The sequence below is a fragment of the Streptomyces sp. NPDC030245 genome (assembly GCF_055572995.1).
This window is the reverse complement of record NZ_JBVICF010000016.1, coordinates 1-13,357: the sequence shown is the minus strand read 5'-3', so window position 1 is coordinate 13,357 and position 13,357 is coordinate 1. Positions and strand designations below refer to the sequence as shown.

General features: G+C 69.9%; 11 protein-coding genes. 9 read left to right on the top strand and 2 right to left on the bottom strand.

Translation table 11 applies throughout. The annotated features are described in order from the left end of the window. Positions 1–226: 226 nt before the first annotated feature. The 7 genes from eccD to ACZ4Z4_RS34125 all read left to right on the top strand — a co-directional run bounded on the left by eccD (position 227) and on the right by ACZ4Z4_RS34125 (position 9,060). Entirely contained in the window at positions 227–1,765 is a 1,539-nt protein-coding gene (eccD, locus tag ACZ4Z4_RS34155; protein WP_468336299.1) for a type VII secretion integral membrane protein EccD, read from the top strand. Positions 1,766–1,817: 52 nt separating this feature from the next. Further along, positions 1,818–3,293: an outer membrane protein assembly factor BamB family protein gene (locus tag ACZ4Z4_RS34150; RefSeq protein ID WP_468336296.1), complete on the top strand. Its 1,476-nt coding sequence runs from the start codon at positions 1,818–1,820 to the stop codon at positions 3,291–3,293. Positions 3,294–3,568: 275 nt separating this feature from the next. Then, entirely contained in the window at positions 3,569–3,856 is a 288-nt protein-coding gene (gene rpsO, locus ACZ4Z4_RS34145; protein WP_362994044.1) for a 30S ribosomal protein S15, read from the top strand. A gap of 354 nt (positions 3,857–4,210) precedes the next feature. Beyond that, positions 4,211–6,427, top strand: coding sequence for a polyribonucleotide nucleotidyltransferase (locus tag ACZ4Z4_RS34140; protein ID WP_468336293.1), 2,217 nt, complete (start codon positions 4,211–4,213; stop codon positions 6,425–6,427). Beyond that, the gene (locus tag ACZ4Z4_RS34135) at positions 6,424–7,803 is read left to right on the top strand and encodes a M16 family metallopeptidase (protein WP_468336290.1); all 1,380 of its coding nucleotides are present in this window, start codon (positions 6,424–6,426) and stop codon (positions 7,801–7,803) included. Before ACZ4Z4_RS34140 ends, ACZ4Z4_RS34135 begins: the two co-directional genes overlap by 4 nt. Positions 7,804–7,846: 43 nt before the next feature. Then, entirely contained in the window at positions 7,847–8,599 is a 753-nt protein-coding gene (gene dapB, locus ACZ4Z4_RS34130) for a 4-hydroxy-tetrahydrodipicolinate reductase (protein ID WP_468336288.1), read from the top strand. A gap of 8 nt (positions 8,600–8,607) precedes the next feature. Next, entirely contained in the window at positions 8,608–9,060 is a 453-nt protein-coding gene (locus ACZ4Z4_RS34125) for a hypothetical protein (protein ID WP_468336285.1), read from the top strand. A 23-nt stretch (positions 9,061–9,083) separates the two neighbouring features. Here the strand turns inward: ACZ4Z4_RS34125 and ACZ4Z4_RS34120 are convergent, their stop codons facing one another. After that, entirely contained in the window at positions 9,084–9,662 is a 579-nt protein-coding gene (locus tag ACZ4Z4_RS34120; protein WP_468336282.1) for a hypothetical protein, read from the bottom strand. Between the two features lie 116 nt (positions 9,663–9,778). Then, entirely contained in the window at positions 9,779–10,018 is a 240-nt protein-coding gene (locus ACZ4Z4_RS34115) for a hypothetical protein (RefSeq protein WP_468336279.1), read from the bottom strand. 355 nt (positions 10,019–10,373) lie between these two features. On the opposite strand from ACZ4Z4_RS34115, the gene dapA reads away from it, so the two are divergent. Together dapA and ACZ4Z4_RS34105 are read left to right on the top strand one after the other, a co-directional pair. Beyond that, entirely contained in the window at positions 10,374–11,273 is a 900-nt protein-coding gene (gene dapA, locus ACZ4Z4_RS34110) for a 4-hydroxy-tetrahydrodipicolinate synthase (RefSeq protein WP_362994031.1), read from the top strand. A 150-nt stretch (positions 11,274–11,423) separates the two neighbouring features. After that, the gene (locus tag ACZ4Z4_RS34105) at positions 11,424–13,109 is read left to right on the top strand and encodes a ribonuclease J (protein WP_468336277.1); all 1,686 of its coding nucleotides are present in this window, start codon (positions 11,424–11,426) and stop codon (positions 13,107–13,109) included. The last annotated feature ends 248 nt before the right edge of the window (positions 13,110–13,357 follow it).

Sequence of the window (13,357 nt, the reverse complement as noted above, 5' to 3'; positions counted from 1 at the left end):
GAGCACCAATTCCCTTGTAGGGGCGGGGCGTTCCGTCCGCCGCCCGGTGACCGGGCGAGGCGATCGCCGTGTGATCCTACTGACACCCGTAGTCACCACTCGGGGATAGGGTGCCGGATGCGCATGCGAGTGGCAGTTGATCCGGGCCCGGGCAACCCAGGCCCAGGAGCCGACCGCAACGGGCGGTGACGGCGACAGCTGATCAGCATCAGAGGGGGAGCATCAGGTGAGCACGACCGCCTCCACGACGGCCGGCGGACTCGGGCGACAGGGCAGCGGGAGCTCTCCAGGGAGCGCCTCCGGACACGCGTCCGGGGCCGGCACCGGGAGTGGCACCGGCACCGCCTTCGGGTTCTGTCGGGTCACCATCGTCGCGCCCGACAGCCGCATCGACGTGGCGCTGCCCGACGACGTCCCCGTCGCCGACCTCTACCCCGAGATCCTGCGGCTCTCCCGGCAGAGCCCGGCCGAGGGCGCACCGGTCGGCTACCACCTCGTACGGCGCGACGGCGCCGTCCTCGACAGCGCCCGCACCTTCGCCGCCCAGCGCATCCTCGACGGTGAACTCCTCACGCTGCGGCCCTTCTCCGAATCGCTGCCGCCCGCCGTCTTCGACGACGTCTCCGAGGTCGTCGCGTCAGCGGTGACCCGGGACCGCGTGCTGTGGACCGCAGACCTGACGCGAGGCGCCGGGCTCGTCGGCGGGACCGTGCTGTCGGCCCTCCTCGCCTACGTGGCCTGGGCCGCCGCCCCACACCACGACATGCACGGCCTGCCGGGCATCCTCGCCGCCGTCGCGGGCGTCCTGCTGCTCACCCTCGCCGCTGTCCGCGCGCGGGTGTACGACGACGGGGCTTCGGCCGTCGCTCTCGGCCTCGGCGCGCTGCCGAACGTGGCGGCGGCCGGCTCCGGCCTGCTCCCGGTGGCGGACGGGCAGGGCGTGGGCAGGCTCCAGCTTCTGCTGGCCTGTGCCGCCGTCCTGACGGCGGCCGTGCTCCTCGCGCTGATCTCGCCGCGCGGCGACAGCCCGTTCGTCGCCTTCGGCTTCGCCTCCGCCGTGGGCCTGCTCGCCACGTTCCTCGCGGCGCTCTGGCGGCTGGAACCCGTCGAGACCGCTGCCCTGTGCGCGCCGGTGGCTGTGGGCGCGCTCGCCTTTCTGCCCGGCCTGTCCATGCGGTTCGCCCGCCTGCCCATCGGCTTCGAACCACCGCACGGCACGCGTGGCGGCTACGGGACGGACCCCGCCCCGCAGGAGCCCGTCGACGCCGAGCGCATCGCGGCCCAGGCCCGCCGCGGCCAGGAACTCCTCATCGGGCTCGTCGGCGGTTGCGCGCTGGTGACGATCGGCGCCACCGCGGTACTGGGCTTCTCCGGCGACACGTGGGGGCAGGTGCTGGCCCTGGCCACGGGGATCGCGATGCTGATGCGGGCGCACCTCTTCCGCTATACCGCGCAGGTCGCCGCCGTGCTGGCCGCGGGACTGGTGGCGCTCGTCCTGCTCGGCATCGGCGTCTGCCTCGAACTGCCCGTCGACCGGGCCGGTGACGGCGCGGCACTCGAACTGCGGACCATCTGGCTCGTCGCGGCGATCGCGGTGGCGGCGGCCCTGGTCACCGGCGTCGGCCTGGTCGCCTCACGTACCGGTGTGACGCCCTTCTGGGGCCGGTTCCTGGAGATCGCCGAGACCTTCGTCCTGCTGACCCTGGTGCCGCTGACCCTCGCGGTCTTCGACGTGTACGCGAAGGCCAGGGCCATGACCAGCTGAGCCCCGCCGCGCCCCGGACTCATTCGTAGCCGCGTAGAAAGGCTCCACCAGCGTGAGCTTCGGCCCGCCCCCGTCCCCCTTCACCGAGCCCGTGCCGAGGGCCGCCGAGGGAAGGAAGCGCCGTACGGCGCTCGTCATCGGCGTGCTGCTCACGCTGACCGCCGCGCTGTGCGCGGGCGGCTGGATCCTCTGGGGCACGGACGGCGACGCGTCGAGCCGGCGCACGGTCCCGGCGCCGCAGCCGCCCGACGCCATCAGGGAAACCGTGGAGACGCCCCCGAGGACCCCCGAAGGCGGTGCCGCCGCCGCGTACGTGGACAAGACACTCAAGGAGGGCCGGACCGCCTCGGCGAAGGGCACGTGGGCGACGGAGAAGATCGTCGCGAAGGGCATCGTGAACGTCGTCAAGGGCTTTCGGATCGGTGACTCCGAGAAGGTCTGGCAGCTCGACCTCCCCGGTCCCATCTGCGCGGTGACCCGCCACGTCAGTGTGGACGGCAGAACGGCCGTCGCCTTTTCGGGGGAGCGGCTCGAGAAGGGCGGCGAGGAGGGCGAGGGCGTCACCGCCCCGTGCGACCGGATCGCGGTGTTCGACATCGATACGGGCAGGAAGCTCTGGGACAAGAGACTGCCCGGCGACAGCGCCCTCGCGATGGGCGTCAACGTGACGATGACGCGGGGGACCGTGCTCGCCGTCTCGGGCCAGGCGTCGGTGGCGTACGACATGACCAGCGGCGAGCGGCTCTGGACGGACACGGCCACCTCGAACTGCTCGGACCTGGGGTACGCCGGGGGACGGGGGCTGATCGCCCTCGTCCAGTGCGGTGACTCCGCGGACCCCGAGTTCAAGATTCAGAAGATCGCCCCGCGTACGGGCAAGGCCCTGTGGACGTACACCGTCGCCGAGGGGATCGATGGAGTCCACCTGGCCTCTTCGGCGCCGCCCGTCATCGCCGTCGCCGCCGGGGGCCTGGGGTCCACCAACCTGATCGTGCTCAGCGGCGACAAGGGCAGACAGCGCGGCACGATCCGCCTGGAGGGTGACCGTTACGTCCACGGCTGCGACGAGACCTTCAGCGCCGAGGTGGAGCGCTGTACCGGCGTCGTCGTCGGCAAGCGGCAGCTCTTCATGGCGACGAAGCCGCGCGACTTCTCCCCGGAGATGTCACGCGGGCGGGTGGCCAACGAAATCGTCTCCTTCGACCTGGCGACCGGGAACACCGTACGCAAATTCGACGCCAGGCCCGGCCGCCCGATGTTCCCGCTGCGCATGAGCGGCGACAAGGTGCTCGCCTACCGGGAAGCGGCGAGCGCACCCTCCGCGGCCGTCAGCCTGGACCCGGACACGGGGAAGGAGTCCATCCTGCTGCTCTTCGGGGAGGCGGAGGCACCCGCGATGGACGGCCCGGCACCGCCCGACGTCGTATACGAGCACGGCCGCATCTTCATCGCCGCGACCAGCGTCACGCGGGGCGAGGGTGACGGTCCCCATCAGTGGGTGATGGGAGGATATGAGAGCAGCGGCTGACCAGAGGTGCGCCGGACCGGGCGTTCCCGGGCCCGCGACGCCCCCACAAACCGACCGCTACCAGCCGACTGGTACCCTGTGAAACAACCGCCTGTCTGCGCACCCGCGAATCCCCAGGGATCCGAACCCGGCCCTGCAAGGACCCGGACCCCGGATCCGCCAAGGACCCGGGACCGCGCCCGGCGGCCCATCCCGGCCTCCCGAGTCCCGTAAGCCCCCCTGAGACGTAGACCAGGGGCACTCGGAGGCACTCGAAGACATCACGAGGAGTACGCGTGTCGCTCGACGCCGCTACGAAGAAGCAGATCATGACCGAGTTCGCCCAGAAGGAGGGCGACACCGGCTCCCCCGAGGTTCAGGTCGCGCTGCTCTCCCGCCGCATCTCGGACCTGACCGAGCACCTCAAGACCCACAAGCACGACCACCACTCGCGTCGTGGTCTGCTGATCCTGGTCGGCCAGCGTCGCCGCCTGCTGCAGTACCTGGCCAAGAAGGACATCCAGCGCTTCCGCGCCCTGGTCGAGCGCCTCGGCATCCGCCGCGGTGCGGCGGGCGCCAAGTAAGACGCCGTGAAGGGAGCGGTTCCCACTCGAAGCACTCGAAGGGGGCCGCTCCCTTTGCTGTACATGCGCGGTGTCACCGACGCTTTGTAGTCTGGTGACACAAGCACGTCCCGCGGGCGGGGATCGCCCCGGGGCGCCAAGAACGGAAAATTCCACGAGGGAGAGGCGCACGCAGCCGCCGCCGGTCCTCGGTAGTGGCCCCCGGGAGCATCCCGGGTGCTTCGATCGAAGACCGGCCCGCATCCACGGCGCGCTTCTCCACAGTCCCTGTCCGCAAGAGGACGCATGGGACGGCGCCTTTGGGCCACACGGGCCCAGAGGCGAGAAGACGAAACGTAGACACGTAGGAGAACAGTGGAGAACGAGACCCACTACGCCGAGGCCGTCATCGACAACGGCACGTTCGGCACCCGCACCATCCGCTTCGAGACGGGCCGCCTCGCCAAGCAGGCCGCCGGCTCCGCCGTGGCGTACCTGGACGACGACACCATGGTGCTGTCGGCCACCTCCGCTTCCAAGCGGCCCAAGGACCAGCTCGACTTCTTCCCCCTGACGGTGGACGTCGAGGAGCGGCAGTACGCCGCAGGCAAGATCCCCGGTTCGTTCTTCCGTCGTGAGGGCCGCCCCTCCGAGGACGCGGTCCTGACCTGCCGCCTGATCGACCGCCCGCTGCGTCCTTCCTTCAAGAAGGGCCTGCGCAACGAGATCCAGATCGTCGAGACGATCATGGCGCTCAACCCCGACCACCTGTACGACGTCGTCGCGATCAACGCCGCCTCCTGCTCCACGCAGCTGGCCGGCCTGCCCTTCTCGGGCCCGATCGGCGGCACGCGCGTGGCGCTCATCAAGGGCCAGTGGGTCGCCTTCCCGACGCACACCGAGCTCGAGGACGCCGTCTTCGACATGGTCGTCGCCGGTCGCGTCCTGGAGGACGGCGACGTCGCGATCATGATGGTCGAGGCCGAGGCCACCGAGAAGACCATCCAGCTCGTCAAGGACGGCGCCGAGGCCCCGACCGAAGAGGTCGTCGCCGCCGGTCTCGAGGCCGCGAAGCCCTTCATCAAGGTCCTCTGCAAGGCCCAGTCGGACCTCGCCGCCAAGGCCGCCAAGCCCACCGGCGAGTTCCCGGTCTTCCTGGACTACGAGGACGACGTCCTCGAGGCCCTCACCGCCGCGGTCAAGACCGAGCTCGCCCAGGCGCTCACCATCGCCGGCAAGCAGGAGCGCGAGGCCGAGCTGGACCGCGTCAAGGAGATCGCCTCCGAGAAGCTGCTCCCGCAGTTCGAGGGCCGCGAGAAGGAGATCTCCGGTGCGTACCGCGCGCTGACCAAGAAGCTGGTCCGCGAGCGCATCATCAAGGACAAGGTCCGCATCGACGGCCGTGGCCTCACGGACATCCGTACGCTGGCCGCCGAGGTCGAGGCCATCCCGCGCGTGCACGGCTCGGCGCTGTTCGAGCGTGGCGAGACCCAGATCCTGGGCGTCACCACTCTCAACATGCTCCGCATGGAGCAGCAGCTCGACACCCTCTCCCCGGTGACGCGCAAGCGCTACATGCACAACTACAACTTCCCGCCGTACTCGGTCGGCGAGACCGGCCGCGTCGGTTCGCCGAAGCGCCGCGAGATCGGCCACGGCGCGCTCGCCGAGCGCGCGATCGTGCCGGTGCTCCCCACGCGCGAGGAGTTCCCGTACGCGATCCGTCAGGTCTCCGAGGCCCTCGGTTCCAACGGCTCGACGTCCATGGGCTCGGTCTGCGCCTCCACGATGTCGCTGCTGAACGCCGGTGTGCCGCTGAAGGCCGCCGTCGCCGGCATCGCCATGGGTCTGATCTCCGAGGAGATCGACGGCCAGACGCACTACGTCGCCCTCACCGACATCCTCGGTGCGGAGGACGCCTTCGGCGACATGGACTTCAAGGTCGCCGGTACGAAGCAGTTCGTGACCGCGCTGCAGCTCGACACCAAGCTCGACGGCATCCCAGCCTCGGTCCTGGCCGCCGCGCTGAAGCAGGCCCGCGACGCGCGTCTGCACATCCTCGACGTGATGAACGAGGCCATCGACGTTCCGGACGAGATGTCGCCGAACGCGCCGCGCATCATCACCGTCAAGATCCCGGTGGACAAGATCGGTGAGGTCATCGGCCCCAAGGGCAAGATGATCAACCAGATCCAGGAGGACACCGGCGCCGACATCACGATCGAGGACGACGGCACCATCTACATCGGTGCCGCCGACGGCCCGGCCGCCGAGGCCGCCCGCGCCACGATCAACGGCATCGCCAACCCGACCATGCCGGAGGTCGGCGAGCGCTACCTGGGCACCGTCGTGAAGACGACGACCTTCGGCGCGTTCGTCTCCCTGCTCCCGGGCAAGGACGGTCTGCTGCACATCTCGCAGATCCGCAAGCTCGCCGGCGGCAAGCGCGTGGAGAACGTCGAGGACGTCCTCGGTGTGGGCCAGAAGGTCCAGGTCGAGATCGCCGAGATCGACTCCCGCGGCAAGCTCTCCCTCATCCCCGTCGTCGAGGGCGAAGAGGGCGAAGACCAGAAGGACGACACCGACAAGTGACGTCGCGTAGCACCACGACGACGGCCCGCCCCTCTTCGGAGGGGCGGGCCGTCGCCCGTACCCAAACCCTCATCAAGGGCGAGCACGGCATCGGCACCGTCCGCAGGACGACCCTCCCCGGCGGCCTGCGCGTCGTCACGGAGACCCTGCCCTCCGTGCGCTCGGCCACCTTCGGAATCTGGGCCAACGTCGGCTCACGCGACGAGACCCCGTCGCTGAACGGCGCCACGCACTATCTGGAGCACCTCCTCTTCAAGGGCACCAAGAAGCGCAGCGCCCTCGACATCTCGGCCGCGCTCGACGCGGTCGGCGGCGAGATGAACGCCTTCACGGCGAAGGAGTACACGTGCTACTACGCGCGCGTGCTCGACACCGACCTCCCCCTCGCCATCGACGTCGTCTGCGACATGCTGACGGGCTCCCTCATCCGCCAGGAGGACGTCGACGCCGAGCGCGGCGTCATCCTCGAAGAGATCGCGATGACCGAGGACGACCCGGGCGACTGCGTGCACGACCTGTTCGCGCACACGATGCTCGGCGACACCCCCCTCGGCCGCCCGGTCCTCGGCACCGAGGACACGATCAACGCCCTCACCGCGGACCGCATCCGCCGCTTCTACAAGAAGCACTACGACCCCACGCACCTGGTGGTCGCCGCCGCGGGCAACGTGGATCACAACAAGGTTGTACGCCAGGTCCGTGCCGCCTTCGAGAAGGCCGGCGCGCTCCAGCGCACCGACGCGCTGCCGATGGGCCCCCGCAGGGGCTCCCGCGCCCTGCGCACCGCGGGCCGCGTCGAGGTCATCAACCGCAAGACCGAGCAGGCCCACGTCATCCTCGGCATGCCGGGCCTGGCCCGCACCGACGAGCGCCGCTGGGCCCTCGGCGTCCTGAACACCGCCCTGGGCGGCGGCATGTCGTCCCGCCTCTTCCAGGAGGTCCGGGAGAAGCGCGGCCTGGCCTACAGCGTGTACTCGTACACGTCGGGCTTCGCCGACACCGGCCTCTTCGGGGTGTACGCGGGCTGCCGCCCCAGCCAGGTCCACGACGTCCTGAAGATCTGCCGCGACGAGCTCGACCAGGTCGCGGAGCACGGACTGACGGACGACGAGATCAGCCGCGCGATCGGCCAGCTCGCGGGCTCCACCGTCCTCGGTCTCGAGGACACCGGCGCCCTGATGAACCGTATCGGCAAGAGCGAGCTCTGCTGGGGCGAGCACATGTCGGTCGACGACATGCTGGCCAGGATCTCCGCGGTCACCCCCGACGAGGTGCGGGAAGTGGCCCGCGACGTGCTCGGCCACCGCCCGTCCCTGTCGGCCATCGGCCCGCTCAAGGACAAGCAGGCGGCCCGCCTCCACGAAGCGGTCGCGTAGGTCGCGTAGTCCCCGCAAGGGATCGACTTAAGGAATGAAGGACATGAGCAAGCTGCGCGTGGCGGTCATCGGCGCCAAGGGCCGCATCGGCTCCGAGGCGGTCAAGGCCGTCGAGGCCGCCGACGACATGGAGCTGGTCGCCGCCCTCGGCCGGGGCGACACGCTGGACTCGCTGACCGAGGCGGGCGCCCAGGTCGCGGTCGAGCTGACCCACCCCGACTCGGTGATGGAGAACCTCGACTTCTGCGTACGACACGGCATCCACGCCGTCGTCGGCACCACGGGCTGGACCGACGAGCGCCTCGCGCGGCTGCGGACCTCGCTGGCCGACTCCCCGGAGACGGGCGTGCTCATCGCCCCGAACTTCTCCATCGGCGCCGTCCTGACGATGAAGTTCGCGCAGATCGCGGCGCCGTACTTCGAGTCCGTCGAGGTCGTCGAGCTGCACCACCCGAACAAGGCGGATGCCCCCAGCGGCACCGCCACGCGCACCGCCCAGCTCATCGCCGAGGCCCGTCGGGCGGCGGGCAGTGCCCCGCAGCCCGACGCCACGACGACGGCCCTGGACGGCGCCCGCGGCGCGGACGTGGACGGCGTGCCGGTGCACTCGGTGCGCCTGCGCGGCCTCCTCGCCCACCAGGAGGTCCTGCTCGGCGGCGAGGGCGAGACGCTGACGGTGCGCCACGACTCGCTGCACCACAGCAGCTTCATGCCGGGCATCCTGCTCGGCGCGCGCCGCGTGGTCAGCACCCCGGGGCTGACGTTCGGCCTGGAACACTTCCTGGACCTCGGCTGAGCAGGGCCATGCGCGCGAAGATCACATACGCCGTCACGGCTGCCGTCCTGGTCGTCTACTTCGTCCTGGTCGGCAGCCGCGGCGTGCTCCTGATAAAGCACGGCACGGCGCTCACCGTCACCTTCGGTGTAGCGGTGCTGATCCTGCCGGTCATCGGCGTCTGGTTCCTCTGGAAGAACACCCAGTTCGTCCAGCGCGCCAACCGCCTCGCCGCCGAGCTGGAGGCCGAAGGCGGCCTGCCCGTCGACGAGTTGAAGCGCACGCCGGGCGGCCGCATCGACCGCGACTCGGCCGACGAGGTCTTCGCCCGCCGCAAGGCGGAGACCGAGGACTCACCGGACGACTGGCGCTGCTGGTTCCGGCTGGCCGTCGCCTACCACGACGCCAGGGACACCCCCCGCGCGCGGAAGGCCATGCAGCGGGCCATCGCCCTGCACGCGGGCAAGCCGGTGGACGTCTGAGCCGGACGGTGGCCGGGCGCTGACTAGGCCGTGGGGCTGTACTCGGTGACGGGCCGGTACTCGTCGGCCCACAGCTCGATGGAGTCGGCCGCACGGTTGAACGCCTCGTGGCGCGCCAGGAAGTCGGCGTTCCGGTCGGTCAGGAGCAGCTGCCGCGCCTCGGCGGCCTGCTGATCACTCCGTACGAGGACGAGCGCCTGCCCCTGGACCGTGCGGGGCAGTCCCAGCCAGCGCACCGGCTGCTGTGAGGTGCGCACCGAGGAGATCCGGCCCCAGGGGAGCGTCTGCGTCGTCAGGAAACCGACCTTGCGCAGTCCGTGGGCGCTCACCCAGATGCCCATGCGCAGCAGCCGCAGGGAACCCACGATGACGAGGGCGGCGAGCGCGGCGCAGATCGCGGCGCCCGCGAGGGAGTCCGCGAACGCGATGATCACGGCGGCGAAGAGGACGAACGAGGCGAGCAGCAGCAGGAGCGCCGCGGTACCCACCCGCCAGGGGCCGGGCCGGTAGGGCCGGCGCCAGTGATCGCGGTCCTCGAAGGGCAGTGCGGCGTCGTCCGCCACGTCGAAAGTGCGGTCCGCGGTCAGGAAGGGCAGGGGCACGGGCTGATCCTCACTCGATCCACACATGGGCTGTGCCCGGTGAGGCTATCGAGCCGTGCCCCCCGCTACCACCCTTGGGCGTCCGGACGAGTCAGTCCGGACGACGGCGACACCGGTCAGCGGCCCTCGGAGGCTTCGGACTGCTGCGTCTGCGCCGGTGACTGGTCGGCCGACATGGCGGGCATCCCGAAGAGCAGGGAGCCCACGAGACCGGCCACCACGGTCAGGCCGATGAGCGTGCGGCCCACGATCTGGCTGGCCGACGCGCGCTCACGGGGCGGGGGAGTGACGTTACTGCGGAACTTGTCGGCTTCGGCGATGAAGGCGAACGGAACGGGCTCTCGCCGACGGAACATGGGGCGCGCTTCTCCTCACGGGTCTCGAACGGAGCTCTGTGGACTCTGTTGTATAGACAGACGCGTGAAACGCCCAAAAGGTGCCCTGTTTCGGCAAATTAGTCGACGAATGTGCGGGCGAGTCACCGAACGGCCGATTGTCGGGGCCGCCCCGGGAGCGGCCGAGGCACTGATGTGCGGGTGGACCGAGCGAAGTGTCCGTATTGCGGCACTTCGTGAAGTTCATCTAGCCTGATCAAACGGACCCGGCACTGCTTGAACCCCCGAGCAGGCAGTGCCGGGCTCCACACTTGTCAGGTCCGCACACATCCCCCGAGGGGCGACCCCGCGCTGAGCAGCGAGTAGCGTGTTACCCATGGCTCCGACCTCCACTCCGCAGACCCCCTTCGGGAGGGTCCTCACCGCCATGGTCACGCCGTTCACGGCGGATGGCGCACTCGACCTCGACGGCGCGCAGCAGCTCGCCACTCATCTGGTGGACGCAGGCAACGACGGCCTCGTCATCAACGGCACCACCGGTGAGTCCCCGACCGTCAGTGACGCGGAGAAAAACGATCTCGTACGAGCCGTACTGGACGCCGTCGGAGACCGCGCCCACATCGTCGCCGGCGTCGGCACGAACGACACCCGCCACAGCATCGAGCTGGCCCGCGCCGCCGAGCAGGCGGGCGCCCACGGCCTCCTGACCGTCACGCCGTACTACAACAAGCCCCCCCAGGAGGGCCTGTTCCGGCACTTCACGGCCATCGCCGACAGCACGGAGCTGCCGGTCATGCTCTACGACATCCCGGGCCGCAGCGGCGTACCGATCAACACCGAGACGATGGTCCGCCTCGCCGAGCACCCCCGCATCGTCGCCAACAAGGACGCCAAGGGCGACCTCGGCCGCGCCAGCTGGGCCATCGCCCGCTCCGACCTCGCCTGGTACTCCGGCGACGACATGCTGAACCTGCCGCTGCTGTCCGTCGGCGCGTGCGGCTTCGTCTCGGTCGTCGGCCACGTCGTCACCCCCGAGCTGCGCGCCATGCTGGAGGCGCACCTCACGGGCGATGTACAGAAGGCCACGGAGATCCACCAGAAGCTGCTCCCGGTCTTCACCGGCATGTTCCGCACGCAGGGCGTGATCACGACCAAGGCGGCGCTCGCCCTCCAGGGCCGCCCCGCCGGGCCGCTCCGCCTCCCGCTGGTGGAGCTGTCACCCGACGAGACGGCCCAGCTCAAGATCGATCTCGCCGCCGGCGGGGTACAGCTGTAACCACAGACTTCACAACTGAATACGCGGAACACGCGGGCGCGCGGCAGCAGCCGATGGCCGCCCGCACCCCACACAACAACTGCTAATGCACGAACGTCATACGCGCCACGTGCCCCGGAGGTACGTGGCGCGCGTGGTGAGGAGAGTCTTTTGAGTCATCCGCATCCTGAACTCGGCGCCCCGCCGAAGCTCCCGAAGGGCGGCCTGCGGGTCACCCCGCTCGGCGGCCTCGGTGAGATCGGCCGCAACATGACCGTCTTCGAGTACAACGGTCGCCTGCTGATCGTCGACTGCGGAGTGCTCTTCCCCGAGGAGGAGCAGCCCGGAATCGACTTGATCCTGCCGGACTTCTCGTCCATCAGGGACCGCCTCGACGACATCGAGGGCATCGTGCTCACGCACGGCCACGAGGACCACATCGGCGGTGTCCCCTACCTCCTGCGCGAGAAGCCGGACATCCCGCTGATCGGCTCCAAGCTGACCCTCGCGCTGATCGAGGCGAAGCTCCAGGAGCACCGCATCCGGCCGTACACGCTGGAGGTCGTCGAGGGCGACCGCGAGCACCTCGGCCCGTTCGACTGCGAGTTCGTCGCGGTCAACCACTCCATCCCGGACGCCCTGGCCGTCGCCATCCGCACCCCCGCGGGCATGGTCGTCGCCACCGGTGACTTCAAGATGGACCAGCTGCCGATGGACGGCCGCCTCACCGACCTGCATGCGTTCGCGCGGCTGAGCGAGGAAGGCATCGACCTTCTCCTCTCCGACTCGACGAACGCCGAGGTCCCGGGCTTCGTCCCGCCCGAGCGCGACATCTCGAACGTGATCCGCGGTGTCTTCGCCGGCGCCCAGAAGCGCATCATCGTCGCGAGCTTCGCCAGCCACGTGCACCGCATCCAGCAGATCCTGGACGCCGCGCACGAGTACGGCCGCAGGGTCGCCTTCGTCGGCCGCTCGATGGTCCGCAACATGGGCATCGCCCGCGACCTCGGCTACCTCCGGGTGCCGCCGGGCCTCGTCGTCGACGTCAAGACGCTCGACGACCTGCCGGACAGCGAGGTCGTCCTGGTCTGCACGGGTTCGCAGGGCGAGCCCATGGCCGCGCTCTCCCGCATGGCCAACCGCGACCACCAGATCCGCATCGTCCAGGGCGACACGGTGATCCTGGCGTCGTCCCTCATCCCCGGCAACGAGAACGCGGTCTACCGCGTGATCAACGGCCTGACCCGCTGGGGAGCGAACGTCGTCCACAAGGGCAACGCCAAGGTGCACGTCTCCGGCCACGCCTCGGCCGGCGAGCTCCTGTACTTCTACAACATCTGCAAGCCCAAGAACCTGATGCCCGTCCACGGCGAATGGCGCCACCTGCGCGCCAACGCCGAGCTGGGCGCCCTCACCGGCGTCCCGCACGACCGCATCGTGATCGCCGAGGACGGCGTCGTCGTCGACCTGGTCGAGGGCAAGGCGAAGATCGTCGGCAAGGTCCAGGCGGGTTACGTCTACGTGGACGGCCTCTCCGTGGGCGATGTCGGCGAGCCCGCGCTGAAGGACCGCAAGATCCTCGGCGACGAGGGCATCATCTCGGTCTTCGTGGTGGTGGACTCCAGCACCGGGAAGATCACCGGCGGCCCGCACATCCAGGCGCGCGGCTCCGGCATCGACGACTCGGTGTTCAGCAGCGTCGTCCCGAAGGTCCAGGAAGTCCTGGAGAAGTCGGCCCAGGACGGCGTCGTCGAGCCCCACCAGTTGCAGCAGCTCATCCGCCGCACGCTGGGCAAGTGGGTCTCGGACAACTACCGCCGGCGCCCGATGATCCTGCCGGTGGTCGTGGAGGTCTGACCCTCCTGACCGCGCCTTCTCCGGAGCGGGGCACCTCGATTTGCATCGGGGCGCCCCGCTCCGTTAGGTTTACGGCTCCGCCTGCGAGGGAACCCGGAGCACTCAGGTGCCTGGGACCACCCGAACGGGGCCGGGAAAACCGACTCAGAATCTCTGATAAAGTCGGAACCGCCGGAAAGGGAAACGCGAAAGCCGAAAGGCCGGAGCGGGAACCGGAAAGGCACCGAGGAAATCGGACACGAAAGAGT

Excerpts from the sequence above, each read along its gene's own strand:
- dapA (WP_362994031.1), top strand. The coding sequence starts at position 10,374 with ATGGCTCCGACCTCCACTCCGCAGACCCCCTTCGGGAGGGTCCTCACC.
- dapB (WP_468336288.1), top strand. The coding sequence starts at position 7,847 with ATGAGCAAGCTGCGCGTGGCGGTCATCGGCGCCAAGGGCCGCATCGGC.
- ACZ4Z4_RS34115 (WP_468336279.1), bottom strand. The coding sequence starts at position 10,018 with ATGTTCCGTCGGCGAGAGCCCGTTCCGTTCGCCTTCATCGCCGAAGCC.
- ACZ4Z4_RS34125 (WP_468336285.1), top strand. The coding sequence starts at position 8,608 with ATGCGCGCGAAGATCACATACGCCGTCACGGCTGCCGTCCTGGTCGTC.